We start from the raw sequence: 25,383 nt of genomic DNA, 5'->3' as shown, positions 1-25,383 counted from the left end.
ATGGGGACGTGATCATTTTTTCAAGATAATCAGGAAACTGAAGGTTAACAGCGCGCCGTGATGCTAGGATCCGGCCAAAGGTCCAAGGGGCCGCCGTGGGTCGCGATATTGCCGCGACAGGCTGCGGTTCCGGGCTGGCGGGATGAGGGCAAGCCATGACAGCGACCCCTGCCGGACAACGGCGGGTCCAGGGCGACACGATCATCCAGTGGTGTGAATGGCTGTTTTCCGTGTTGCGCTGAAAGCTCGTCAGCAAAAGGAAAGTCGATGGACACAATGGTTCAAACGGTGCCGCAGCGCGCCACCGCAATGGATTCCCTGGGCTGCTCGACAGCCAGCCTGTCGGCGGACCATGTGCTGTGCACCGAGGGGTTGACCTTTCGCCGCAAATCCGCGGCCGGCACCTATCGCAGCCGGGTGGCGACCCCGGCGCAGGATCGCGGGCTGCTGGTCGGCGTCTCGCTGGTTGACGGGCATCATCGCCGCGGAGGAGAGGCCCGACGCCGCCAGGACCGGATTTTCGACCGGGGCGACATCTATATCCGCGATTTCGACGAGGATTATGCCGCCGAACTGGATGGCAGCTTCGATTTCTTCCTGATCGAGCTTTCGACCGGATTCCTGGACAATGCCGAGCAAATCACCGACCGGGGCAGGGGCCGCGACCTGACGCGCGTGCAGGGCAAGCGTGACCAGATCCTGCGCCATCTTGCGCAGGCCCTGCTGCCCGCCCTGGCCCAGCCGGGAGAGTTCGACCCGCTTTTCGTCGAACAGATGGCGATGGCGATCGGCGCGCATCTGCTGCACCAGCATCGCTCGGCCCCGACCGGGACGGCGGGACCCGAGGCGTGCCCGCTGCCACCCCTTGCCATTCGGCGGGCCAAGGACATGCTGATGTCCGACGATGGAGAGCGCCCCTCGATCGGCAACATCGCCGAGGCGCTGAACCTGTCCCGCCACGGCTTCTTCCGCGCCTTTCGCGATTCCACCGGGGTCACGCCCTATCAATGGGTGTTGAACCAGCGGATCGATCATGCCCGCCGCTTGCTCGCCACGACCGACCTGTCGCTGGTCGAAATCGCGCTGACCTGCGGCTTTTCGGACCAGAGCCATTTCACCCGCGTATTCGGGCGGATCGAGGGGGCCTCTCCCGGCCGCTGGCGCGAACGCGCCCGCTGACGCAACGAAGGCGTGCGGACGAACGTGAAAGCCCGCGCATTTCCCTGCAAGATTGCCCGCGACTGTCGACGCTAACATATCCGCACGTCCGGGTTCCCCGGATCCAATGACGAACATGGAGCATGGCGAAATGAGTTTTGTCACCACATCCGACGGCATCCAGATCTTTTACAAGAGCTTCGGCGAGGGTCGCCCGATCCTGTTTTCCCATGGTTGGCCGCTGACCGCCGATGCCTGGGAAACGCAGATGCTGTTCTTCGGCGAAAGGGGCTTTCGCGTCATTGCCCATGATCGCCGCAGCCACGGCCGCTCGCAGCAGACCTGGGACGGCAACAACATGGACCGCTATGCGGATGACCTTGCCGACCTGATCGAGTCGCTGGACCTGAAGGACGCGATCCTGATCGGTCATTCCACCGGCGGGGGCGAGGTCGCGCATTATCTGGGTCGTCACGGAACGTCGCGGGTTTCAGCTGCCGTGCTGGTTGGCGCCGTGCCGCCGCTGATGCTGAAGACCACCGCCAATCCCGACGGCTTGCCTGTCGATGTCTTCGACAGTATCCGCGCCGGGGTGGCCGCGAACCGCTCGCAATTCTTCAAGGATCTGGCGCTTCCCTTCTACGGCTTCAACCGCGACGGCGTGACGGTCGGCACCGGTCTGCGCGATTCCTTCTGGCTGCAGGGGATGATGGGCGGCCTGAAGGGGCTGTACGACTGCATCCATGAGTTCTCGGAAGTCGATTACACCGAAGACCTGAAGAAGATCGACGTGCCGGTGCTGTTCATCCACGGCGATGACGACCAGATCGTGCCGATCGGGGCGGCGGCGAAAAAGGCCGTGAACCTGGTGCCCAATGGCACGCTGAAGGTCTATCCCGGCAAACCGCACGGCTTGGCCGAGACTGACCCCGAACAGTTCAACCACGACGTTCTGGCCTTCATCAACGCCCTCTGAACCGCAGATCGCGGCAGGGCAAGAACGCTGACCGCAAGCGGTAGCCTCTGCTTGCGCGTCCCCCAGCTCCGATCCCTTGTTCGACGCTGGGGCAGGGGCGAAGGCAGGCCGGTTCATACGCGGATCCAAGCGGGCATACAGGACGGCTCGGCGCGGGATGCCACGCCGATCTGCCGAGCTGTCGATTGCACGCGGCTTCCGATCAGGGCGGCCGGACCATCCGCCAGCCGGCGGGCAACCCCGCATGGGATCCGCCGGCGCATCTGCTGAGACCACGATCGCGGCCGAGGTCACGCACCGTCGCGCTTGCCGCCGCTGACAGGTCAGGCCATGCCTGTGATTGCCTGTTTCGCGGTCCAGCAGAAAGGCTTGCCATGCAGATCCCCGACCAGACCCGGCGCGCGCATTCACCCGATCCCGCGCGCCCCTCGGCCTGGAGCCCGTTTCGCTATCCGGCCTTCTCACTTCTGTGGACGGTTACGCTGATTTCGAACATCGGGACATGGATGAACGATGTCGGTGCGGGCTGGCTGATGACCGAGCTGAGCCATTCACCATCCAAAATCGCGCTGGTGCAGGCGGCGACGACGGCGCCCGTCTTCCTGTTCGTCCTGCTGGCGGGGGCCTTGGCCGACCGCGTCGACAAGCGCCGCTACCTGATCGGGGTGAACCTGATGGTGCTGCTGGTCGTGACCGCGCTGGCGATCGTGACAGCGACCGGGCTGATGTCGGCACGCCTGCTGCTGGCCTTCGCCTTTGCCCTGGGGACCGGTACGGCCTTCATGGCCCCGGCCATGCAGGCCCTGGTGCCCATGCTGGTCCCGCGCGAGCATCTGTCACCGGCCATTGCGCTGAATTCTCTGGGGGTCAAAATCGGCCGCGCCGTCGGACCGATTGTGGCGGGGGTGCTGATCTCCTCGATCGGGCTGGCATCTCCGTTTATCGCCAGCGCGATCGGCACGATGGCGATCGTCGCGGCGCTCATGATGTGGCGGCCCGCGCCTGCGCCGCCGCACCACCTGCCGGCCGAGCCTTTCGCGGAATCGATCCTGACCGGATTGCGCCATGCCGCGCATAACGATGCGCTGAAGGCGACCCTGTTGCGGGCCTTTGGCTTCTTCAGCTTCGCCAGCGCTTACTGGGCGTTGCTGCCGCTGATCGCGCGCAGCCTGCCGGGCGGGAGCGCCAGCCTTTACGGGCTGCTTCTGGGCGCGGTCGGAGCGGGCGCGGTGATTGGCGCGCTGCTGCTGCCGTATATCCGCGAAAAGGTCGGCATCAACCGCCTGACTGAGGGCGGCACGATTGTCGCCGCGACCGCGATGCTTCTGATGGGTCTGGCCTGGGGCAGCGTGCCCGCGATTGTAGCGGCACTGCTGGCGGGCTTCGGCTGGATTACGGTGCTGACCAGCCTGAATGTCTCGGCCCAGATGGCACTGGCGAACTGGGTCCGGGCGCGCGGCCTGTCGGTCGCGCTGATGGTTTTTTACGGCAGCATGGCGGCGGGCGCGACCTTTTGGGGACAGGTCGCCTCATTGACCTCGGCACGGCTGGCGCTGGTTCTGGCCGCCGGGGGCGCGGTAATGGCGATCCCGCTGACCCGGTGCGCACGGCTGGGCCAGGGCGAAGGGCGCGACCTGATCCCGCCTATGGGCTGACCGCTACCGGGCCTGACGTGCGCTGGGCGAAAGCGGCGACCGTGGTCGGGTCACGGTCACGCCGACCTATGAAATCGACCCGGACCAGATCGAGGCGTTTCGGCCTGTCAGGTGAACCCTATCGTGGCTGGGATGTCCCGATGAAGGACAGGGCCGCTTCAGGACTGCAGCGCCGCGTCCTGTCGGGCCGGGGGCACGGCCTTTTCTCGACCCAGCGACCTTCCCAGATTGCAATCGAAAAGAATGTCGCTGCCAAGCGAATAGACACGCGTTTCCGGCCGCATCGCCTGCGCAAGCGTCTGGATCGGGTCGCGCGTAGTCAGCCCCTGCGGACCGGCCCCAATGATGACCGGCGCGACAGTCACCAGCAGCCGGTCGATCAGCCCGGCTTCAAGGAAACCGGCGATGGTGCGCCCCCCGCCCTCGACCAGCAGCGTACCAAGCCCGGCGCGCCGCAAGGCGGTCATGATCGCGGCCGGAGAAATCCAGCCCCCGCTGGGCGTCAGCCGGATCACCTCGATCCCTCGGGGCCGGGGACGGTCGACGCCCTGCACGATGATGCGGCGGATCCCGTCCCCACGCAGCGGCATGGCCTCGTCCGGCAGGCGGCCCTGTGGGTCGATGACGATGCGGGCGGGGTCGCCACCTTCGCAATGGCGCACGGTCAGGCGGGGATCGTCATGCAGCGCGGTCCGGACGCCGATCACCACCCCGTCGACCAGCGCCCGCAACCTGTGCAGATGCGAAAGTCCGTCCGGTCCCGACACGTCGCGCGCGTCACCCGAGGGGGTGGCGATGCGACCATCCAGCGATTGCCCGATCTGAGCCAGCGTCAGCGGGCCGGCATCGCGGCGCGCAAGGGGTCCGTACAACTGCAAGGCCGCTTCCTCTTCCGCGGACAGATGGCCGTTCAGTGCCTCTTTGCCTCGCGCCGAGCGAAGGTTCAGGATCCGTTGCCAGATCCGCGGCGTGACCTCGATGCGCTGCATCATGTTCCCCCCTTTTCAGTCATGCCGCGCGGGGCGGCAGGGCCAGCATGTCGGTATGGCCGACCCGGCATGCACCCTTGGCGATGGCCGCAATCCGCGATTGAAGCCAGGTTTCGGTTGCCTCGCAACCGGCCTCGGCCGCGGCGGTCGCAATGCCTTGCAGCAGTTCGACCTGCAATTCCCTCTGGTCCGGGCCAAGCTGCCAGGCGCTGGGCGCGCTGTGGACCACAAAGCCCGACGCATCGAACAGTTCCACCGCATGTGCCGCAGCCTCGGGTCCAGAGGCGGCGCCAAGCCCCTTGTCACCCTGCTGATGGCGGTTGAAGGCGGCGGTGACGACAGCGTCCCCGGGCAGTTCCGGGCGCCACTCCATCGCGCCGTCAAAGGTCAGCGCGGCATAAAAGGGCAGCGAGCGCGTCGCCAGTTCCCCGGCCAGGTCCGCGATCCAATCCGCCGGGCAAAGATCAAGCAGGGCCGAGGCCGTCACCATAGTCGCGCCGTCCAGCGGCAGGCGGGCCTGATCGCCCAGATCGCCCGGATGCAGGGTGATGCCGTCACCGGCCGGAATTCGGGCAAGCAGGTCGGGGTCGCTGTCCACCATGCGCCAGTGCGCGCCGCCCGGCAAAAGCCCCGACATGGCGCGCATCGTCGCCCCTGTGCCGCAGCCCAGATCCACGATCAGCGGGCATGGCCCGGCGGCAGTGGCGGCCTTTCGCAGCAGCGCGCCGTCGCGGGCCTGCCGGTCGGCCGGTTCGCGCAGGTCAAGCCATGTCGCGGGAAATGCCATGTCAGATCGCACCCTCATACCAGGCCGAGGCGAGATGGCTTTCCTGCAGCGTCACCCGCAGGCGCGCGATGCGACCCTGGTCACCCAGCTCTCCGGCCCGGACAGAGGTCGCTATCCGGTCGAAGACGATCTGGCATAGGAACTCGGTCGTGGTGAATTTCCCCTGAAATTCCGGCACTTCGTCAAGGTTCTTGTAGCGCAGCGTGGCCAGCGCCCCGGCCAGCGCCTGACTGGCAAGACCGATATCGACCACGACCCCGGTTTCGTCCAACGTCTCGGCGCAGAAGGCCACGTCGACGGTATAGGTCGCTCCATGCATTGCCTGCGCCGGACCGAAGGCCGGGTGAGGCAGCGAATGGGCGATCATGATGTGGTCGCGGACTTCGACGGCGAACATGCGGCTCCTTTCCCGGTCAGTACCGGATGCGATGGCAAAGCGTGTCGGGATCGGCGAGGATGGCCGGAAAGGCCTGCGGCATCTGCCGAAAAGGGGTCTCGCCCGAAATCAGCAGGTCAAGCCGGGGATCGTCCAGCAGCGAGATGGCCTTGGCCAACCGACGCCCGTGGCTCCAGCGCGGGGCGCGGGCCGGGGGCAGGCCGCCGACCTGCGAGCTGACAAGGCGCAGCCGACGGCTGTGGAATGTCGCGCCCAGCGGCAGGGCAACCGGCCGGTCGCCGTGCCAACTTGCCTCGACCACGGTGGCATCCATGCCCGCCACGGCCAGCGCCCCCACCAGTCCTTCGGCCGAGGCGCTGCAGTTGATCGCGACATCCTGGTCCTGAGGCGCATTGCTGGGTGCGCAAAAGGTGCAGCCCAGAGCCTCGGCCAAGGGACGCCGTGCGGGCAGGGGGTCGATCATCACGACCTCTGCCCCCGGGAGCCGGGTGGCGAGTGCGCCGATCAACAGCCCGACAAGGCCTGCGCCGAAAATTGCAATCCTGTCCCCCGCCGCAGCCCCGCTGTCCCACAATACGTTCAGTGCGGTTTCCATGTTCGCCGCCAGCACTGCGCGGCCCGGCGGCACGGCATCCGGCAGGGGAAGAAGCTGCGCTTCGGGCAGACGAAACCGGTCCTGATGGGGAAAAAGCGCGAACACAGAACGCCCCGCCATGGCGCCCTCGGTCGCTTGCCCGACGGCGGCATAGCCGTATTTCACTGGAAAGGGGAAATCGCCTTCCTGAAATGGCGCGCGCATCCGCCAGGCCTCGTCGGGGGGCACCCGACCCTGAGAGATCAGCCGCTCGGTCCCACGACTGATGCCGGAAAAAGCGGTCTCGACAAGAACGCCGTGGCCCAAGGCGGCGGGCTGGATCCGGGCTTCACCCGGCGCGCTCCACCATAGGGCCAAGGCCGTCATCCCCGCGGGACCTGCGATGCGAAAGGCGGGAAGAAGCGGCGGGAAGGGGACATGTCATCCGGACCGGAATGGAGATTGGCCCCATCAAACGTCGGTTTGGCCCGATTTGTTCCCCCGAATCGGGCAGGGCATCCGGTTTGCGGTTGACCCGGCCAAATCATGCCGGAATGTTGGCCGGGCACGAGGTGTCGACCGCAATGCGGACGACATGGGAACAGGACGGGATATCCCGAATCCAACCGCCCCCGCGACTGTGAGCGGCGAGCCGAACCTGAACTGCCACTGTGACCTGCGGTCATGGGAAGGCGAGGCAAGGCTGCGACCCGCGAGTCAGGAGACCGACCTCGCGCCACATCGCAACCGCCGTCGGGGATGACGGTAAGGAGAAACGACCATGCATATCGAACCGGGCCTCGTCTCAGGGGCCAAGATCATCCTGAGCTACGCCACAGCCGCAGCGGCTGGGGCCTATACGCTGAAACTGGCCGCCGCATCGCTGCGGGCCGAGGGGGCAGCCTCACTTGCGCTGCGCTCAACGCTGGCCACCGCCGCCGTCTTCGTCTTTTTCGAGGTGCTGCCGCATCACCCGGTCGGAGTGTCCGAGGTGCACCTGATCCTTGGATCGACGATCTTCCTGCTGTTCGGCGCGGCGCCCGCAGCCATCGGGCTGGCGCTGGGGCTGCTGATCCAGGGGATGTTCTTCGCTCCCTTCGACTTGCCGCAATACGGGATGAACGTGACAACGCTGATGTTCCCGCTGTTCGCGGTGCGGGCGCTGGCCGCGCGCATCGTCGCGCCGGGAACGGCCTATGTCGATCTGAAGTATCGGCAGGCCCTGGCGCTATCCACTGCCTATCAGGGGGGTGTCGTGCTGTGGGTCGCCTTCTGGGCCGTCTATGGCGCAGGGGCGGGGGCCGGGAACCTGGCGGCGATCGCCAGCTTTGGCGCGGCCTATATGCTGGTGGTCGTGGTCGAGCCGCTGGCCGATCTTGCTGTGCTGGCTGTCGCCAAGGCGCTGAAAGGGCCAGCAGGGATCGCACGGGGCGCGGGCCCTGCGCTGTTCGTCACCCCAAGGCTGCACCATCCCGCCTGATCGACGGGCAAAGGGCGGGGCGGTTCAGCCCTGCCCACGCGCCAGCCGAAGCTGTTCGCGGTATCGGGTCTGGCTGTTCTTCAGATGGGTCCGCATGGCGCGGCGTGCCTCGTCCGGGTCGGCATTCTGGATGGCCGACAGGATCGCACCGTGTTCCTGCTCCAACACGCGCGTGTAATCCGGCGGGGTCGAGATGTCGCCATCGCGGTGCAGCATCCGGCGCGGGATTATGGCGATGCCGATCAGGCTGAGCATCTCGCTGAATCGGGGATTGTTGGCCGCCTGTGCGATCGCCAGGTGAAAGGCGAAATCGGCATCGGCGGTAGGCTTGTCTTCGCGGGCAAGCGTGGTCAGGCGCTGAAACGCCTCGATGATGTCTTCCTCTTGCGCGGGAGAGCGGCGCTGCGCGGCAAGAGCGGCCGCGTCGCCTTCCAGTGCGGTGCGCAGTTCCAGGATCTCGATGATCGACGAGACGCGGTCGGTATCGATGTCGCGGAACTGGGGCGTGGTTTCCGCCGCGGCCAGGACAAAGACGCCCGCGCCCTGCTTCGGCTCGACAATGCCATCGGCCCGCAGGGCGGCGACGGCTTCACGGATGACCGTGCGGCTGACGCCGAAATCCTGCGTCAGCCGGGATTCCGAAGGCAGGCGGTCGCCCGCCTTGTAAACGCCCGACTGGATCTGGCGGCGCAATTCGTCGCGCACCGTGACCACCAGCGTTGCGCCGGGGGGCGTGACGCCGTCTTCGGTTTTCATCCTTGGGCCCATTCCTTGTCCACCATGTCTGGCACCGGATAATCCCCCGCCGCCCCCGATTGAAGCCCCGAGGGGCCGGGTCAGCCGCGCGGTTCGTCTTCCTTGTAGATCGGGAACTGCGTGAAGACGCCGCCCTGGTATTTCATCAGCGGTGCATCGGCCGGCGGGCGTGGCGTGCTGGCGTCGATGCGGGCGCGGTATTCCTCGGCATTGTCCTTGGGGGTCCAGCCCAGCCAGTCCAGGTGGCTGTTGTCCCACCAGCTTGCGTCATTGGCGGAGGCGCCCCAGATCACCGGGCACCCGAGGTTTGGCACGGTAAAGACCGCGCGGATCAGCGACAGGAAATCCCCGCGCGAGAACCAGCTGGCCAGCATTCGGTGGTTTTCAGGCTCGGCCGTGCAGGATCCGATCCTGACCAGCGCGGTTTCCTGGCCGAACTTCTCGAAATACATGCGGGCGATCGCCTCTCCGAAGACCTTGGAGACGCCGTAAAGCCCGTCCGGTCGGAAGGGGACATCCGCGGTCAGCCGCTCCGTCTGCGGATAGAAGCCGATGGTGTGGTTCGAGCTGGCGAACAGGATGCGCGGCTGACCATGCGCGCGGGCAGCTTCGTAAAGGTTGTAAAGCCCGATGATGTTGGCCTGAAGGATCGGGGCAAAGGGCGTCTCGACCGAGATCCCACCCAGATGCAGGATCGCGTCGCAATCCTTGACCAGTGCATCGACTGCGGCAGCATCGCCAAGGTCGCATTGCACGACTTCGTCGCCGGGCAGGGTGTCAGGGACGGGGGTAATGTCCGACAGCCGCAGGACTTCCGCGAATTCACGCAATTGCGGTGTCAGCGCGCGGCCCAAGGTGCCCGCTGCGCCGGTGATGAGAAGTCGCTTGACCATGTAGGCCCCCTGCCTGGTGTCCCTGGTCCCGCGGCGGTGGGGGCGGGATGCCGCTTCTCATCGACCGATGGACCTTGACGCAGTCAACATATAATACAACAAGTGTCAACCTATATGATGTAACTCCTACAGGAGGATTCGATGCTGACCGTCGAGACCCGTCACGCTGTCCATCCCGAACAGGCCAAGGGCATGGATACCAATGCCCTGCGCCGCCATTTCCTGGCGTCGGACATGTTCCGCGATGGCGAGATCCGGCTGATCTATACCCATTACGACCGCTTCGTGATGGGGGCAGCGGTGCCCGCGGGCGGCAGCCTCGTGCTGGATCAGGTGGACGAGACCAAGACGCCCAACTTCCTTGACCGTCGCGAAATGGGCATCGTCAACGTTGGCGATACGGGCACGGTTGCCGCGGGCGGCGAAAGCTGGACGCTGGAACGTGGCGACGTGCTTTACCTGGGCATGGGCGCGGGCGCGGTGACGTTCTCGGGGCAGGGGCGGTTCTATATCACATCCTGCCCTGCGCATCACACCTATCCCAACAAGCTGGTCCGCCTTGCCGACAGCAAGCAGGTGAAGCTGGGGGCAAGCGAGACCTCGAACAAGCGCACGATCAACCAGTTCATCCACCCGCTGGTCATGGAAAGCTGCCAGCTTGTGCTGGGCTATACCCGGCTTGAGGATGGTTCTGTATGGAACACCATTCCCAGCCACATCCACGACCGCCGGATGGAAGCCTATCTGTATTTCGGCATGGAGCCGCAATCGCGTGTCCTGCATCTGATGGGCGAGCCGCAGGAAACGCGTCACCTGTTCATCGGCAATGAAGAAGGTGCGATTTCTCCGCCCTGGTCGATCCACTCGGGCGCGGGCATCGGCTCTTATACCTTCATCTGGGCGATGGCGGGAGACAACGTCGATTACACCGACATGGACTTCATCCAGCCGGAGGATCTGCGTTGAATCCGTTCTCGCTGGAAGGTCGCAAGGCGCTGGTGACCGGTGCCAATACCGGGCTGGGCCAGGCGATTGCCGTGGGTCTGGCGCAGGCCGGGGCCGAGGTTGTCTGTGCCGCGCGTCGCAGCACCGAAGAAACCCTGTCGCAGATCGCTGCGGCAGGGGGCAAGGGCAGCGAGTTGCTGATCGATTTTGCCGATCCGCTGGCCGCGAAGGACATCTTCGCGGGGCAGGGCTACGATGTCCTGATCAACAATGCCGGGATCATCCGTCGCGCCGATGCGGTCGAGTTCGGCGAGGCCGATTGGGACGACGTGATGGACGTCAACCTCAAGGCGGTCTTCTTTACCTGTCAGGCCTTTGCCAAAGAGCTGATCGGGCAGGGCAAGCCGGGCAGCATTGTCAACATCGCCTCGCTGCTGAGCTTCCAAGGCGGCATTCGCGTGCCGTCGTATACCGCCAGCAAGCATGGTGTCGCGGGGCTGACGAAGCTGATGGCGAATGAATGGGCCGCCAAGGGCGTCAACGTCAACGCGATCGCGCCGGGCTATATCGAGACCAACAATACCGAGGCGCTGCGCAACGATCCCGATCGCAGCCGCTCGATCCTCGAGCGCATCCCGGCCGGGCGCTGGGGTCATCCCGAGGATATCGCCGGTACCGCGGTCTATCTGTGCTCTCCCGCCGCCGCATATGTTCATGGCGCGGTGCTGAATGTCGACGGCGGCTGGCTCGCTCGATAGGTCATCACACAAGTTGTATGATAAGTTGTTGACACAGGCCGGACGACTCGTGTAATCGTCCGGCAGCATCAGAAGAGGATTCCCCATGACGCCCGAACAGCTGAAATCCGCGCTTGGCTCTGGCCTGCTGTCCTTCCCCGTGACCCATTTTGACGCCCAGGGAAAATTCGCCGGCGACAGCTATCGCGCGCATGTCGAATGGCTTGCTGGCTATGACGCTCCGGTCCTGTTCGCGGCGGGCGGCACGGGCGAGTTCTTCTCGCTGGCCCCGTCGGAAATCCCCGAAATCGTCGCCGCCGCCAAGGAAGTCGCCGGCAAGACGGCCATCGTCTCGGGCTGCGGTTACGGCACCGAAATGGCGGTCGAGATTGCCCGCTCGGTCGAAAAGGCGGGCGCGGACGGCATCCTGCTGCTGCCGCACTACCTGATCGACGCGCCGCAAGAGGGGCTCTACGCCCATGTGAAGAAAGTCTGCCAATCGGTCGGCTTCGGGGTCATGGTCTATAACCGCGACAACGCGGTGCTGCAGCCCGACACGCTGGCGCGCCTTTGCGACGAATGCCCGAACCTGATCGGCTTCAAGGACGGCACCGGCGACATCGGTCTTGTCCGCCAGGTCACCGCCAAGATGGGCGAGCGGCTGATGTATCTGGGCGGCATGCCCACGGCGGAGCTGTTTGCCGAAGCCTATCTGGGCGCGGGTTTCACCACCTATTCCTCGGCGGTGTTCAACTTCGTTCCGGCGCTGGCAAACGAATTCTACCGCTCGCTTCGGGGTGGCGACCGCGCGAATTGCGAGCGCATCCTGAACGAGTTCTTCTATCCCTTCATGGCGATCCGCAACCGTCAAAAGGGCTATGCGGTATCGGCGATCAAGGCGGGCGTGCGTCTGCAGGGCTTTGACGCGGGTCCGGTGCGTTCGCCGCTGACCGACCTGACCCCGGCCGAGATCGACATGATGGCTGCGCTGATCGCGCCCTATCAGCGCAAGGCCGCCGCCTGATGAAGATCGCCGGCATCCGCACCCACCTGCTGGAGCATCGTCTGGACGTGCCGTTCGAAAGCGCGTCCATGCGGTTCGACCGCCGGGCGCATGTCCTGGTCGAGGTGGAATGCGATGACGGCACAGTGGGCTGGGGCGAATGCCTTGGCCCCGCACGCCCGAATGCCGCGGTGGTCGCCGCCTATGCGCCCTGGCTGATCGGCCAGGACCCGCTGGCGACCGAGCGGCATTGGGCCACGCTTTACAATGCGCTGCGCGATCAAGGGCAGCGTGGCCTGACCATCACGGCGCTGTCCGGTCTGGACATGGCGCTGTGGGATATCAAGGGCAAGGCGCTGGGCGTGCCGGTCTCGACCCTGCTGGGCGGGCGTTGGCGCGACAGCGTGCGCGCCTATGCCACCGGCAGCTTCAAGCGCGACGGCGTCGACCGTGTCGAGGACAATGCGACCGAGATGGCGCAGCGCCGGGCCGAAGGCTTCCACGCATGCAAGATCAAGATCGGCTTCGACCCTGCCGAGGATCTGCGCGTGATCCGCGCCGTGCGCGAGGCCATTGGCCCCGACATGCGGCTGATGATCGATGCGAACCACGGCTATACCGTGTCTGAGGCGATCCGCGTCGGCCGTGCCGCCGCCGAATACGACATCGACTGGTTCGAGGAGCCGGTGGTTCCCGAACAGCTTTCCGCCTATGCCGAGGTGCGCGCGGGCCAGCCGATCCCGGTCGCCGGGGGGGAAACCTGGCATACCCGCTGGGGCATGTGGCCCGCGATCCAGTCCCGCGCGGTCGACATCCTGCAACCCGACATCGCCGGTTGCGGCGGCCTGTCCGAGGCGATGAAGATCGCGGCTCTGGCCAGCCTGCACGGCGTCCGCATCGTTCCCCATGTCTGGGGCACGGGCGTTCATATCGCCGCGGCGCTGCAATTCATGGCGGCCCAGGTGCCGGACCCCGTGCGTGTGAACCCGGTCGAGCCGATCATGGAGTTCGACCGCACCCACAACCCCTTCCGCCAAGCCGTGCTGAAGACCCCGATCGAGGCGGTGAAGGGGCTGGTCGCCATCCCCTCGGCACCCGGCCTTGGCATCGAGATCAACCGCGATGCCTTGGCTGAATTCAGGATGAAAGACGCATGATCGCGCGAAAACTGACGGGCCTACCTTCGACCGCTCCCTTTCCCAAGGGGGCGGTTGACACGCAGATGCACATGTATCTTCCGGGCTATCCTGCGTTGCCCGGCGGGCCGGGCCTTCCGCAGGATCCGCTGCCCGATGCCGCGGCTTATCGGCAGGTCATGGAGTGGATGGGCGTCGACCGCGTCATCATCACCCAAGGCAATGCGCATCAGAAAGACAACGGCAACCTGCTGGCCTGTCTGGACGAGATGCGGGATTGCGCCTGGGGCGTCGCGGTCATCGACGGCACGACGGACGACCGGCAGATGGCAGAGCTGTCCGCGCGGCGTGTGGTCGGGGCGCGGATCATGGATCTGCCCGGCGGGGCACTGAACCTGGACCATCTTGAGGAGGTCGATGCCCGCGCCCATGCCGCGGGCTGGATGATGGCGGTTCAGTTCAACGGCTCGGACATCCTGACCCATCTGCCGCGCCTGATGGCACTGAAATCGCGCTGGGTTCTGGACCATCACGGCAAGTTCTTCCGTGGTGCCACGCCCGATGCGCCCCAGATCGACGCCGTGCTGCAACTGATCGACAAGGGCAACTGCTGGTTCAAGTTCGCGGGCGTCTATGAAAGCAGCCAGCAGGGCTGGCCCTTTGCAGATATCGAGGGACTGTCGCGCCGCATTGCCGCCCACGCGCCGGAACGGATCGTCTGGGGCACGAACTGGCCGCACAATGGCATCGCGCGGACTGAGGATTATCCCGACGAGATCGAATTGGCCGAGTTGGTGCTGGACTGGCTGCCCGAAGGGGCGCGAGACCGCGTACTCGTCTCCAATCCAGAGGAGCTTTACCGAATACCGCCCGTTTGAGGCGATAACGAAGCGGACCGGAGGAACGGGTCCGCAAACAAAGGGAGGAAGAAGAATGAAACTGACCCGCACATTGCTGATTTGCGGAACCATCCTTGCGGCCGGCGCCAGCGCCGCCGTCGCGGCCGATTGCGAGGTGACGCTGCGCTCGTCCGACACGCATCCCGACGGCTATCCGACGGTCGAGGGCGTCAAGGCGATGGCGGCCGAGGTCAAGGACAAGACCCAGGGCCGCATCTGCATCGAAGTCTTTCCCTCGTCCCAGCTTGGCGAGGAAAAGGACGCGATCGAACAGACCCAGTTCGGCGTGATCGACATGGTCCGCGCCAGCTTCGGCTCGTTCAACGACATCGTGCCGGTGACGCAGACCGTCTCGCTGCCCTATCTGTATCGCTCGGAAGATCACCTTCACAAGGTTCTGGACGGCCCGATCGGTGACGAGATCGCCAAGGAATTCGAGCCCCATGACCTGGTGCTGCTGGCCTATTACGACGGGGGCGCACGCAGCTTCTACAACTCGAAAAAGGCGATCAAGACGGTCGACGACCTGAAGGGGATGAAGTTCCGCGTCATGCAGAACGACGTCTTCGTGGACATGATGTCGGCCCTGGGCGCGAATGCCACGCCGATGCCCTATGGCGAGGTCTATTCCTCGATCCAGACCGGCGTCATCGACGGGGCCGAGAACAACTTCCCCAGCTATGACAGCTCGGGCCATGCCGAGGTGGCCAAGTTCTTCACGCTTGACCAGCACCTGATCGTGCCGGAACTGGTCGCAATGTCGAAGACCAGTTGGGAAAAGCTATCCCCCGAGGATCAGGCCGTCCTGCGCGATGCGGCGAAGAATTCGGCAACTCTGCAGCGCAAGCTGTGGGCCGACCAGGAAAAGGCCAGCGAGGACAAGGTCATCGCCTCGGGGGCCGAGGTCACGCGTGATGTCGACAAGACCGCCTTCATCGAGGCGATGGTTCCGGTCTATGAGAAATACGTGACCACGCCCGAGGCCAAGGATCTGGTCAAGCGCATCCAGGATACCCAGTGAGCCCAGCGGCCCGCGGCACATGCCGCGGGCCTTTTTTCAAACCCGCAATATGGGGGAAGGAATGGGACAGGGAATTGCCGCATTGTCCCGGCTGAATGCCGTGCTGGCCAGGGGAAGCCTGTGGCTGGCCGGCCTTGGCCTGACCACGATGACGGTCATCGTCTTCGCGCAGGTCTTCATGCGCTATGTCATGAATGACAGTCTGCTTTGGGTCGAGCCGACCGCGATCCTGCTGATGAGCTGGTTCATCTTTCTGGGATCGGCCGTCGGCGTGCATGAGAATTTCCACATGGGCTTCGACGTGCTGATGCATTTCCTGCCCGAAAGCTTCGGCACCTGGCTGCGGCTGGCCTCCGACTTGTCAGTGCTGGTCTTTGGCGTCGGCATGTCGGTCTATGGCTGGCAGCTGATGGCCAAGACCTGGGGCGCTACGCTGCCGGTGATCCGCCTGCCGGGCGGGATGAGCTATATGCCACTGTTCGTCGGGGGCGTTCTCATCACGCTGTTTGTGCTTGAGCAGATCCTGTTGCGCCTGACCGGCAGAAAGCTCGAAACCGAGCCGGATGCCGAAGACGTGCTGATGACCGAGGCATGAGGACGGGCACCTGACATGGAATATCTTATCCTTTTCGGTGTCTTCACCGTACTTATGCTGATCGGCACGCCGATCGCCTTCTGCCTTGGGATATCAAGCCTTGCGACGGTCGGCTATCTCGGGATTCCCGCACTGGTCGTGTTCCAGCGGGTATCAGCGGGCATTTCGGTCTTCACGCTGATGGCCATTCCGTTCTTCATCTTCGCGGGTGACCTGATGGTCAGGGGCGGGATCGCGGCCAAGATCGTGGCCTTCGCGGGTTCGCTGATCGGTCATGTCCGGGGCGGTCTGGGGCAGGTCAACATCGCGGCCTCAACCCTGTTCGGCGGCATTTCAGGTTCGGCCGTGGCCGAGGCGGCGGCGGTCGGCGGCATCATGATCCCGCAGATGAAGGCGCGCGGCTATGGTGCGGATTACGCCGTCAACGTGACGTCGATGGCGGCGCTGATCGCCCTGTTGCTGCCGCCCAGCCACAACATGATCATCTATTCGATCTCGGGCGGCGGCAAGATTTCCATCGCCGACCTGTTCACGGCAGGGATCATCCCGGGCCTGCTGCTGGCGGTGGCGCTGTCGATCACGGCCTATATCGTCGCCCGCAAGCGCGGCTACCCGACCGAGGCCTTTCCGGGCTTTGCCCGCGTCTTCCGCTTCCTGCTGGAATCGCTGCCGGGAATGCTGCTGATCGCGATCATCTTCGGCGGCGTACGCTCGGGCATCTTCACGGCGACGGAAAGCTCGTGCATCGCGGTGATCTATGCCCTGCTTGTCACGGCCTTTGTCTATCGCAGCCTCAGCTGGAGCGATTTCGTCCATGCGACGCAGCAGGCGGTCCGCACCACCGCGATGGTGCTGCTGATCATCGGCATGGCGGGGGCGTTCGGATGGTTGATGGCCTATCTGCATGTCGCACAGATCTCGCTTCAGTGGATGCAGTCGGTTTCGAACAATCCCTTCGTGATCCTGCTGATGATCAACATCGTGCTGCTTGTCCTTGGCACCTTCATGGACATGTCGCCGCTGATCATCATCACGACGCCGATCTTCCTGCCGGTGGTCACGGCCTTCGGTGTCGATCCGGTGCATTTCGGGGTCATCATGATCCTGAACCTTGGGATCGGCCTGAACACGCCGCCGCTAGGGCCGGTGCAATTCGTCGCCGCCGCTGTCGCCCGCATCAGCATATGGGAGGCGATGCGCAGCGTCTGGCCCTTCTATGCCGCGGGACTGGTGGTGCTGATGATGGTCACATACATCCCGGCGCTGTCACTTTGGCTGCCGGCGGTCTTCAGATGACGCGAAAGGCCCGCCACCCGGCGGGCCTTTCAGTTTCCGGCCAGGCGCTCTGCCTGTTCGGGTTCGTCCAGACGCATCAACCCGCCATGGCGGCTTTTCTCGATCCGGCGCATGTGTTCGCGCGGGGAAAGCCCCAGCGTCCTCTTGAACATGCGCGAGAAATAATAGGGATCGGAATAGCCGATCTCGGCGGCGGTCGCTGCGACGCTCAGGCCTGATTCCAGGTGATGCATGGCGCGCTCCATGCGGCGGTATTCTTGGTATTTTCGTGGAGTGCGGCCGACACGGCGCTGGAATTCGCGCAGGAAGTAATCCGGGTTATAGGGCGCGGCCTCTACCGCGCGGACCGCGATCCCCGGATCGATGGGATTGGCCGATATCATGGTAGCGGCCTTCATCACCGCCAGATCCAGCGCATGGGCCCCCTCTGGCAGATAGGTGGCGCTGTCCCGCCAACCGATGAAGGCGTCCTCGATGAAAGCAATCAGCAGCACCATGAACAGGTGATGCTGCCCAAGCGTCACCGATTCCGGCGGTGCGCTTTGCCGGTAATGACGCGCCATCGGCTCAAGCAGCGACCAGCGCGACAGGCGCAGGCGCGGATGCAGGTCCATCTGCCCGATCAGGTCGTGGCGGCCATAGATGTCCAGCGTGAAATGCTGCGCGACCCCCCGATAGGTGCCTGGTCCCTCGTTCCGGCCTTGAAAGCGCTGGCCGCGGCGGATCAGCATCGCGTCGCCCGGCTCCATGATCCTGGTCTCGTCTTCGATGCGATAGATGCCGCGACCCTCAAGGCAGAGGATCAGGTCGTCGACGGGGTTGATCTTGTCGATGGCCCAGGTCGTCGAATGCTCCATCCGGATCGCCGCGCGGGTCAGCGTCAGTGTCAGCGCCGAAGGAGGAATGGCGGCCAGAATGCCGCCTTCGATTTCGTCCATCTTTTTTCCCTCGTTTGTCAATTCAGTCTGCGTGCTGATTGCGGTTAAGTGATCCCCGGAGAACGATCCACGGATCGACATTAACAGGGAGGAGATCGGGACAGCCAGTGCCCGGGCCGCACTTGACGGTCCCGGTCGACAGCACCCGGTCCGGAGGAAACACTTGCACGATTCCGCAACAAGGACAGGCATGTCTGCCCGCCCGGAAAGGGGTCCGGCATGAAGTCGCAGCGCTTTCTGGGGCTGGCCTATCTGGCCCCCTATGTGATCGGGCTTCTGGTCTTCACCGCGATCCCGTTCCTGGCGTCCTTTTATCTCAGCTTCACGCGCTATGACCTGATGACCGAGCCGCGATGGACCGGGCTGGCGAATTACACGAAGCTGTTCACCCGCGACCGCACCTTTGACAAGTCGCTGTGGGTGACGCTGACCTATGTGTTCCTGACCGTTCCGCTGAAGCTGGGCTTCGCGCTTTTCATCGCGGCGATCCTGAATTACCGGCTGCGCTTCATCAATTTCTTCCGCACCGCGTTCTATGTTCCCTCGATCCTGGGCGGATCCATCGCGATCGCGGTGCTGTGGCGCTATATGTTCGCGTCCGAGGGGCTGGTGAACATGATGCTGGCAGGCATCGGACTGGGGCCGGTCGACTGGTTCGGCGATCCGACCAACGCGCTTTTCACCATCACGCTGCTGCGCTGCTGGCAGTTCGGCTCGGCCATGGTGATCTTTTTGGCCGCGCTGCAGTCCATCGACAAATCGCTGTATGAGGCCGCGGCCATCGACGGGGCCAGCAAGACGAGGGTGTTCTTCGCGATCACGCTGCCGCTGCTGACGCCGGTGATCTTCTTCAACCTGATCATGCAGATGGTCCAGGCGTTCCAGGAGTTCAACGGCCCCTATATCATCACGCAGGGCGGTCCGCTGAAATCGACCTATCTGCTGCCGCTGTATATCTACGAAGAGGCGTTCAAGAAGTTCAACATGGGCTACGCCTCTGCCATCGCCTGGGTGCTGTTCGGCATCATCATGGTCCTGACCCTGATCGCCTTCTGGTCGTCGAAAAAGTGGGTCTATTACGCCGGCGACAAAAGGAGCTGACCCATGGACGTCAATGCCATGCTGGATATGGACAGCTTCAACGAGGCCCAGGCCGCCCGTCGCGCCCGGCTTCGGCTGGTCTCGGCCACGATCCGCTATGTCCTGCTGTTCGCGGTCGGGCTGATGATGCTTTACCCGCTGATCTGGCTGGTCGGAGCCAGCTTCAAGACCAATTCCGAGATCTTCTCGGGCGCGGGTTTCCTGCCGCAAAACCCGACGCTCGACGGCTATGTGAAGGGTTGGCAGACCTCGACTCCGTATACCTTCGGCCGGTTCTTCTGGAACTCGTTCCTGATCATCCTGCCCAAGACCATCGGCACGGCGATCAGCTGCACGATGGCGGCCTATGCATTCGCGCGCTTTGACTTCCCGCTGAAGAAGCTGCTGTTCGCGACGGTGATCGGGACGCTTCTGCTGCCGAACGTGGTGACGCGCATCCCGCAATACATCCTGTTCCGCGACCTGGGCTGGCTGGACAGCTTCCTGCCGCTTTGGGTGCCCTCGGCGCTGGCGGGGGATGCGTTCTTCGTCTTCATGCTGGTGCAGTTCCTGCGCTCGCTGCCCTCGGACATGGAGGAGGCGGCGCGGGTCGACGGGGCCAACAGCCTGCAGACGCTGGTCTATATCGTGGTGCCGATGCTGGCCCCGGCGCTGATTTCGGTCTGCCTGTTCCAGTTCATGTGGACCATGAACGATTTCCTTGGGCCGCTGATCTATCTGTCCTCGGTGGACAAATATCCGGTCAGCCTCGCGCTGAAACTGTCAATCGATACAACTGAAGCCTTCGAATGGAACCGCATCCTGGCGATGTCGGTCCTGACCATCGCGCCCGCGCTGATCATCTTCTTCGCCGCGCAGCGCTATTTCATCGAGGGCATTTCCGCAGGGGGGGTTAAGGGCTGATGGCACGCGTCCAGCTTCGCAACGTCGAAAAAGTCTATGGCGGCACGGTCAAGGCCGTCCACGGCATCAACCTTGATATCGAGGACGGAGAGTTCATGGTTTTCGTCGGCCCCTCGGGCTGCGCGAAATCGACCACGTTGCGCATGATCGCCGGACTTGAGGATATCACCGGGGGCGAGGTCGTCATCGGCGGCCAGCGCGTCAACGACCTGCCGCCGGGCAAGCGCTCGATCGCGATGGTCTTCCAGAACTATGCGCTTTACCCGCATATGAAGGTGCGGGGGAACCTGGCCTTCGGGCTGAAGATCGCGGGCAAGTCGAAGCCTGAAATCGCAAGCGCGATCAACGATGTGGCCCGCATTCTTGAGATCGAGCCTTTGCTTGACCGGCTGCCCAAGCAACTGTCGGGTGGACAGGCGCAGCGAGTGGCGCTGGGGCGCGCCCTGATCAAGAAGCCGGGCGTTTTCCTGTTCGACGAGCCGCTGTCGAACCTTGACGCCAAGCTGCGCGCCTCGATGCGGGTCCGCATCACCGAGCTGCACCGGCGTCTGAAGGCCGAAGGGCTGTCCTCGACGGTGATCTATGTCACCCACGACCAGACCGAGGCGATGACGATGGGCGACCGCATCTGCGTCATGCAGGCGGGCCGCATCATGCAGGTCGCCACTCCGAAGGAGCTTTATGCCCACCCGGCGAACCTGTTCGTCGCGGGCTTCATCGGCAGCCCCGAGATGAACCTGCTGGAGGGTCAGCTTCAGGGTGGCGAATTCAGCATCGGTTCGCAGCGGCTGGCGCTGGCCGAGGACGTTCTGGCGCGGCTTGCAAGCCAGCCACGCGACGCGGTGCTGGGCATCCGTCCGCAGCATCTGGCACTGGACCCCGCGGGCTTTCGCGCGCGCCTGACCAACGCAGAGTTCATGGGACACGAGGTTTATCTTCATGCCGAGATGGAGGGGCAGAAGATCGTCGCCGTGGTCGGTGCTGGCGAATTCGAGCAACTGGGCCAAGCCGAGTTCATCGGCCTGAAGCCGGTTCCAGACCATATCCACATCTTCGACAAGGCCGATGGCAGCAACGTGTCGCTGCATCGCCGCAGGCTGGCCGCCTGAGACCGGGGCTACAGAGGAGGAAACACATGAAATCGAACCGCTTTGCGGGGGTGCTGGCCGGCACCGCCCTGGCAACGATCACGCTGGTTCAGGTCGCTTCGGCCGATGAACTGCGCATGTCTTGGTGGGGCGGCGACAGCCGCCATGTCGCGACGCAGAAGGCGCTTGAGGTCTGTGGCGCCAAGCATGGCCACGTCATCAAGGGCGAATTCACCGGCTTCGACGGCTATCTGGAAAAGCTGACCACCCAGATGGCTGGCGGGACCGAGGCCGATATCGTCCAGGTCAACTGGCCGTGGCTGCCGCTGTTCTCGCGCGATGGCACGGGCTTTGCCGACCTGCGCCAACTCAAGGGGCTGGACCTGACGCAATGGAGCGACGCGGATCTGGACTCGGCCTCGGTCAACGGCATTTTGCAGGGGATCTCGGTTTCGACCACCGGGCGCGCCTTCTTCTTCAACGAGACCACCTTCCAGAAGGCGGGCGTCGCCATTCCGACCAGCTGGCCCGAACTTGAGGCCGCGACGAAGACGATCAAGGAAAAGCTGGGCGACGATTACTATACCTTCAACGCGGTAAAAGAGACTGCACAGCTTCTTGTGACGCTGGCCGTGGTGCAGAAGACCGGAAAGGACATGGTCGATCCCAAGACCAACCGCGTCGCCTGGACACCCGAAGAACTGACCCAGGGCATCGCCTTCCTTGGCCATCTGGTCGAGATCGGCGCGCTGCGGTCGCAGAAGGAAGAGGCTTCGGACGGAAACGTGAACCTGTTCGAAAAGCCGGACTGGGCCGCTGGCAAGATCGCGGGATCCTATGAATGGGATTCGACCTATTCGAAATATGCCGACCCTCTGCAAGAGGGTCAGATCCTGAAGCCGGTGCCGATGCTGCATGTCGAGGGCGCGGTGACGGATGGCGTCTATCGCAAGCCGTCGATGCTGCTGTCGATCTCGAAGAACTCGAAACATCCCGAGGCCGCAGCGCAGATCCTGAACTGCCTGCTGAACGAACCGGAAGGGATCGACGCGCTGGGCACATCGCGGGGGCTGCCATCGTCCAAGGTCGCGGCCGAACGTCTGGCTGGGCAGGGTGAGCCGGAGGTACGCGCCGCGAACGAGATCGTGGTCGCGGCCTCGGGGCCGACAGTTTCGCCCTTCAACGAACATCCCGAGATCCGGGGCATCTTCATCGATACGCTCGAAGAATACGCCTATGGCCAGCTTGGCGCCGAAGATGCGGCCCAGCAGATCATCGACGGCGTGAACGACGTCCTGGCCGAATTCGACTGACGCATCCGCCCGCCGCGCCGTGTCGCGTGGCGGGCCTCTGAAAGGCAAGATCGTGAAACCCATCCCCCTCGCCGTGACGGCGCGGGCCGCTGCCTTGCGGCTTCCCGTCAGCGGTGCCTTGTATCATCTGCCCCGTCCGCTGGGCTGGTCCTTGATTGTGCCCGACGGTTCAGATCGCCGGGGCATCGCGGATGTCGCGATCCTGATGCTGGACAGGCTGGAGCCAGACACCCCTTACCGCCTGCGGGTCGCAGGGATGGACGAAATCGAATTTCGCACCCGCGTCTGTGCCGGGATGCATGTCGCGGCAGGCCTGGTCCCGGCGCGGGATCCGGGCGATCTGGATGCCGCGAGGGGAAACGCGTCGCGTCTTGTCGCCGCGATCGCCAATCTGCCGCGGGGCGGCACGCTGGTCGTGCCGCCGGGTGACTGGCTGGCGATGCCGGTCGCGCTTCGTTCGGACATGGTGCTGCACCTGTCACACGGGGCGGTCCTGCGCGCGCCGTCGGACCGGCGCGGCTGGCCGATCCTGCCTGCCCGCGACGGGCAGGGCAGGATGCTGGGAAGCTGGGAAGGACTGCCCGCCGCCTGCTTTGCCGCCCCGTTGCATGCGATCGGGGCCGAGCGCCTGGTGATCGAGGGGCCGGGCATGCTGGATGGCGGCGGTGCACAGGGCGACTGGTGGATATGGCCCAAGGGCACGCGGGACGGAGCGCGGCGCCCGCGCGGGCTGCATCTTGTCGATTGCTACGATGTCACGCTGCTGGGCTTTTCCATCCGCAATGCGCCAAGCTGGACCATCCACCCGCAGGGATGCAGCGATCTGGTCGCCGCCGGATTGCAGGTCGATGCCCCGCCGGACAGTCCGAACACCGATGGGTTCAACCCGGAAATGTGCCGCAACGTGCTGATCGCCGGCATTCGTTTTTCGGTTGGCGACGATTGCATCGCGGTCAAGGCGGGCAAGCGCGGACCCTTGGGCGAAGATGACCATCTACGGGAAACGCGCGGCATCCGCATCCGGCATTGCCTGATGCAGCGCGGGCATGGCGGGCTGGTGATCGGCTCGGAAATGTCGGGCGGCGTCCATGATGTCGCGATCGAGGATTGCGAGATGCGGGGAACCGATCGGGGGCTTCGCATCAAGACCCGCAGGGGACGGGGCGGCGCGGTGTCGGGCATCGCCATGCGCCGGGTGCGGATGGACGGCGTCGGGACCGCGATCTCGGTCAATGCGCATTACCATTGCGATGCCGACGGTCACGCGCATCGGGTGCAGGATCGCGCGCCCGCGCCCGTGGACGCGACCACGCCCCGTATCGACGGCATTCTGGTCGAGGACGTGACCATCCGCGACCTTGCCCATGCGGCCGGATGTTTCCTTGGACTGGCCGAGGCCCCGATCCGGAACATCCGGGTCCGGAACCTGCAGATCGAATCCCTTGATCCCGCGGCGCTGCCCGCGCTGCCCGACATGGCCGATCACATTCGTCCCATGCTTCACGAAACCCTGCTGGCCGAACAGGCCGATCTGGATTGCGACGATCCGGGCCTGATTTCGACCGCACCGATTACCCTGCAAGAGGTGACCCATGTCCCCGACTGAATATTTCGACGCCTTCTGCCAATCCTACCGTGCCTACAAGAAGGGGGCGTGGTGCTATGAGGATGGCTGCGTCTATCGCGGTCTGGACCTGCTGGCCGAGGCGACGGGGGACCGGCGCTGGCGCGGGCATCTTCACCGTCTGGCAGATGCGCAGATCGCGCCGGATGGTGCGCTTGCAGGATATCGGGTCGAGGAATTCAACATCGACAATATCCTGGCGGGGCGCGTGCTGATGCCCATGGCGCGCGAGACGGGGGATCCCCGCTACATGGCGGCGGCGCGGCGGCTGGTCGGGCAGCTGGACCGGCATCCGAGGATCGGCACCGGGAACTATTGGCACAAGCTGCGCTACCATCACCAGGTCTGGCTGGACGGCCTTTACATGGCGCTGCCCTTTCAGGTCGAATACGCGCTTGCAACCAACGAGCAGGCGCGGATCGCGGATGCCCTGTTGCAGTTCCGCACGGCGCTGGATCTGACCGAGACCGCCTCGGGGCTGCATGTCCACGGCTACGACGAAAGCCGCCAGCAGGCATGGGCCGACCCCACGACCGGCCAGTCCCCGGCCGTCTGGGCGCGTGCGATGGGCTGGCTGGCGATGGCGCTGGTCGACGTCCTGGCGATCCTGCCCCCGGGTGACGAGGTGACCGCGCTTCGCCAGCGCAGCTTGCGGATGCTGTTGAAGCTGGCCGATCTACAGGGTCGGAGCGGTCTTTGGCCGCAGGTGCTGGAGGCGCCGGGACTTGTCGGGAATTACGACGAAAGCTCGGCCTCGGCGATGCTGGCCTATGCCTTCCTGCGGGCGGCGCGGACGGGGCAGGCGCAGGGTGCGGATGCACTCCGCCTGCGCGCCGCGGGGCTTGCCGCCCTGCGCGGGCTTGAGACGGGGCGGTTGGTTGCCCATGACGGGGTTACGCGCCTTGAAGGCATCTGCCGGGTGGCCGGGCTGGGCGGGTTCGGCGGCGTCTATCGCGACGGAACGCCCGCCTATTACCTGACCGAAGAGGTGGTGGCCGATGATGCCAAGGGGGTCGGTCCGCTGATGATGGCCCATGCCGAAGGCGTGCTGCTTGCGAAATCGGTTGCCGAGACGGCCGAGACCCGGCAGGCATGACCACGGAACCGGAAATCACCAAG

Annotated in this window: 25 protein-coding genes and 1 riboswitch; of the genes, 18 read left to right on the top strand and 7 right to left on the bottom strand. The window is 64.6% G+C overall.

From position 1 onward, the window contains the following. The first annotated feature begins 267 nt into the window (after positions 1-267). The 3 genes from ACO2Q4_RS15165 (at position 268) to ACO2Q4_RS15155 (ending at position 3,789) form a co-directional block, all read left to right on the top strand. Positions 268-1,179 carry a helix-turn-helix transcriptional regulator gene (locus tag ACO2Q4_RS15165; RefSeq protein WP_423320305.1) on the top strand — a complete coding sequence of 304 codons (912 nt, stop codon included), beginning with the start codon at positions 268-270 and terminating at the stop codon, positions 1,177-1,179. A 130-nt stretch (positions 1,180-1,309) separates the two neighbouring features. Next, positions 1,310-2,134: an alpha/beta fold hydrolase gene (locus tag ACO2Q4_RS15160; RefSeq protein WP_423320303.1), complete on the top strand. Its 825-nt coding sequence runs from the start codon at positions 1,310-1,312 to the stop codon at positions 2,132-2,134. A 374-nt stretch (positions 2,135-2,508) separates the two neighbouring features. Further along, the gene (locus tag ACO2Q4_RS15155) at positions 2,509-3,789 is read left to right on the top strand and encodes an MFS transporter (RefSeq protein ID WP_423320301.1); all 1,281 of its coding nucleotides are present in this window, start codon (positions 2,509-2,511) and stop codon (positions 3,787-3,789) included. A 158-nt stretch (positions 3,790-3,947) separates the two neighbouring features. On the opposite strand, the gene ACO2Q4_RS15150 is transcribed toward ACO2Q4_RS15155, so the two are convergent. The 4 genes from ACO2Q4_RS15150 to ACO2Q4_RS15135 are packed head-to-tail and all read right to left on the bottom strand — an operon-like array spanning position 3,948 to position 6,923. Then, on the bottom strand, positions 3,948-4,781 hold the full coding sequence (locus ACO2Q4_RS15150) for a RibD family protein (protein ID WP_423320299.1): 834 nt from the start codon (positions 4,779-4,781) through the stop codon (positions 3,948-3,950). A gap of 16 nt (positions 4,782-4,797) precedes the next feature. Beyond that, positions 4,798-5,565 (bottom strand): class I SAM-dependent methyltransferase, encoded by a 768-nt coding sequence (locus tag ACO2Q4_RS15145; protein ID WP_423320297.1) that lies wholly within the window; start codon positions 5,563-5,565, stop codon positions 4,798-4,800. A 1-nt stretch (position 5,566) separates the two neighbouring features. After that, positions 5,567-5,962, bottom strand: coding sequence for a 6-pyruvoyl trahydropterin synthase family protein (locus ACO2Q4_RS15140; RefSeq protein WP_395135092.1), 396 nt, complete (start codon positions 5,960-5,962; stop codon positions 5,567-5,569). A gap of 16 nt (positions 5,963-5,978) precedes the next feature. Further along, positions 5,979-6,923 carry a zinc-dependent alcohol dehydrogenase gene (locus ACO2Q4_RS15135; RefSeq protein ID WP_423320294.1) on the bottom strand — a complete coding sequence of 315 codons (945 nt, stop codon included), beginning with the start codon at positions 6,921-6,923 and terminating at the stop codon, positions 5,979-5,981. Positions 6,924-7,089: 166 nt separating this feature from the next. Further along, positions 7,090-7,284: riboswitch (cobalamin riboswitch) on the top strand. Between the two features lie 33 nt (positions 7,285-7,317). On the opposite strand from ACO2Q4_RS15135, the gene ACO2Q4_RS15130 reads away from it, so the two are divergent. After that, positions 7,318-8,016: an energy-coupling factor ABC transporter permease gene (locus ACO2Q4_RS15130; RefSeq protein WP_423320292.1), complete on the top strand. Its 699-nt coding sequence runs from the start codon at positions 7,318-7,320 to the stop codon at positions 8,014-8,016. A gap of 24 nt (positions 8,017-8,040) precedes the next feature. Here the strand turns inward: ACO2Q4_RS15130 and ACO2Q4_RS15125 are convergent, their stop codons facing one another. After that, positions 8,041-8,772: a FadR/GntR family transcriptional regulator gene (locus ACO2Q4_RS15125; protein ID WP_423320291.1), complete on the bottom strand. Its 732-nt coding sequence runs from the start codon at positions 8,770-8,772 to the stop codon at positions 8,041-8,043. Between the two features lie 80 nt (positions 8,773-8,852). Beyond that, positions 8,853-9,665: an NAD-dependent epimerase/dehydratase family protein gene (locus ACO2Q4_RS15120; protein WP_423320289.1), complete on the bottom strand. Its 813-nt coding sequence runs from the start codon at positions 9,663-9,665 to the stop codon at positions 8,853-8,855. Between the two features lie 141 nt (positions 9,666-9,806). Between ACO2Q4_RS15120 and kduI the strand changes: the two genes are divergently transcribed. From kduI to ACO2Q4_RS15080, 8 genes are all read left to right on the top strand, one after another. Beyond that, a complete protein-coding gene (kduI, locus tag ACO2Q4_RS15115) occupies positions 9,807-10,631 on the top strand; it encodes a 5-dehydro-4-deoxy-D-glucuronate isomerase (RefSeq protein ID WP_311760713.1) in 825 nt (274 codons plus the stop codon). Further along, complete coding sequence (gene kduD, locus ACO2Q4_RS15110) at positions 10,628-11,368, top strand: 2-dehydro-3-deoxy-D-gluconate 5-dehydrogenase KduD (RefSeq protein ID WP_423320286.1); 741 nt, start codon at positions 10,628-10,630, stop codon at positions 11,366-11,368. Before kduI ends, kduD begins: the two co-directional genes overlap by 4 nt. An 85-nt stretch (positions 11,369-11,453) precedes the next feature. Then, a complete protein-coding gene (gene kdgD / locus ACO2Q4_RS15105; protein WP_423320284.1) occupies positions 11,454-12,371 on the top strand; it encodes a 5-dehydro-4-deoxyglucarate dehydratase in 918 nt (305 codons plus the stop codon). Next, positions 12,371-13,507: a mandelate racemase/muconate lactonizing enzyme family protein gene (locus tag ACO2Q4_RS15100; protein ID WP_311760716.1), complete on the top strand. Its 1,137-nt coding sequence runs from the start codon at positions 12,371-12,373 to the stop codon at positions 13,505-13,507. Before kdgD ends, ACO2Q4_RS15100 begins: the two co-directional genes overlap by 1 nt. Further along, positions 13,504-14,364, top strand: a complete 861-nt coding sequence (locus ACO2Q4_RS15095) for an amidohydrolase family protein (RefSeq protein ID WP_423320283.1) — start codon at positions 13,504-13,506, stop codon at positions 14,362-14,364. The genes ACO2Q4_RS15100 and ACO2Q4_RS15095 overlap by 4 nt, the downstream gene beginning before the upstream one ends. 55 nt (positions 14,365-14,419) lie before the next feature. Further along, positions 14,420-15,406, top strand: a complete 987-nt coding sequence (locus tag ACO2Q4_RS15090; RefSeq protein ID WP_390908593.1) for a TRAP transporter substrate-binding protein — start codon at positions 14,420-14,422, stop codon at positions 15,404-15,406. A 61-nt stretch (positions 15,407-15,467) separates the two neighbouring features. Then, entirely contained in the window at positions 15,468-16,001 is a 534-nt protein-coding gene (locus ACO2Q4_RS15085) for a TRAP transporter small permease (protein ID WP_311760718.1), read from the top strand. Positions 16,002-16,016: 15 nt separating this feature from the next. Next, positions 16,017-17,297 (top strand): TRAP transporter large permease, encoded by a 1,281-nt coding sequence (locus ACO2Q4_RS15080; RefSeq protein WP_311760719.1) that lies wholly within the window; start codon positions 16,017-16,019, stop codon positions 17,295-17,297. A 29-nt stretch (positions 17,298-17,326) separates the two neighbouring features. On the opposite strand, the gene ACO2Q4_RS15075 is transcribed toward ACO2Q4_RS15080, so the two are convergent. Further along, positions 17,327-18,235 (bottom strand): AraC family transcriptional regulator, encoded by a 909-nt coding sequence (locus tag ACO2Q4_RS15075; protein WP_311760720.1) that lies wholly within the window; start codon positions 18,233-18,235, stop codon positions 17,327-17,329. 219 nt (positions 18,236-18,454) lie between these two features. Here ACO2Q4_RS15075 and ACO2Q4_RS15070 point away from each other — a divergent pair, with 219 nt between their 5' ends. Genes ACO2Q4_RS15070 through ACO2Q4_RS15045 form a run of 6 tightly spaced genes read left to right on the top strand, consistent with a single transcriptional unit; the run spans position 18,455 to position 25,360 of the window. Further along, on the top strand, positions 18,455-19,336 hold the full coding sequence (locus ACO2Q4_RS15070; RefSeq protein ID WP_311760721.1) for a carbohydrate ABC transporter permease: 882 nt from the start codon (positions 18,455-18,457) through the stop codon (positions 19,334-19,336). A gap of 27 nt (positions 19,337-19,363) precedes the next feature. After that, positions 19,364-20,239: a carbohydrate ABC transporter permease gene (locus ACO2Q4_RS15065; RefSeq protein ID WP_395135179.1), complete on the top strand. Its 876-nt coding sequence runs from the start codon at positions 19,364-19,366 to the stop codon at positions 20,237-20,239. Next, positions 20,239-21,348, top strand: coding sequence for an ABC transporter ATP-binding protein (locus tag ACO2Q4_RS15060; protein ID WP_423320279.1), 1,110 nt, complete (start codon positions 20,239-20,241; stop codon positions 21,346-21,348). Before ACO2Q4_RS15065 ends, ACO2Q4_RS15060 begins: the two co-directional genes overlap by 1 nt. Before the next feature lie 26 nt (positions 21,349-21,374). Continuing rightward, entirely contained in the window at positions 21,375-22,640 is a 1,266-nt protein-coding gene (locus tag ACO2Q4_RS15055; protein WP_423320277.1) for an ABC transporter substrate-binding protein, read from the top strand. A 52-nt stretch (positions 22,641-22,692) separates the two neighbouring features. Then, on the top strand, positions 22,693-24,246 hold the full coding sequence (locus tag ACO2Q4_RS15050; RefSeq protein ID WP_423320275.1) for a glycoside hydrolase family 28 protein: 1,554 nt from the start codon (positions 22,693-22,695) through the stop codon (positions 24,244-24,246). After that, positions 24,233-25,360, top strand: a complete 1,128-nt coding sequence (locus tag ACO2Q4_RS15045; RefSeq protein WP_423320273.1) for a glycoside hydrolase family 88/105 protein — start codon at positions 24,233-24,235, stop codon at positions 25,358-25,360. Before ACO2Q4_RS15050 ends, ACO2Q4_RS15045 begins: the two co-directional genes overlap by 14 nt. Positions 25,361-25,383: the final 23 nt, after the last annotated feature.

Origin of the sequence: Paracoccus sp. KR1-242, from assembly GCF_049446195.1 — a bacterium.
Taxonomy (GTDB): Bacteria; Pseudomonadota; Alphaproteobacteria; order Rhodobacterales; family Rhodobacteraceae; genus Paracoccus; species Paracoccus broussonetiae.
This window is presented reverse-complemented; position numbering and strand designations above follow the sequence as displayed.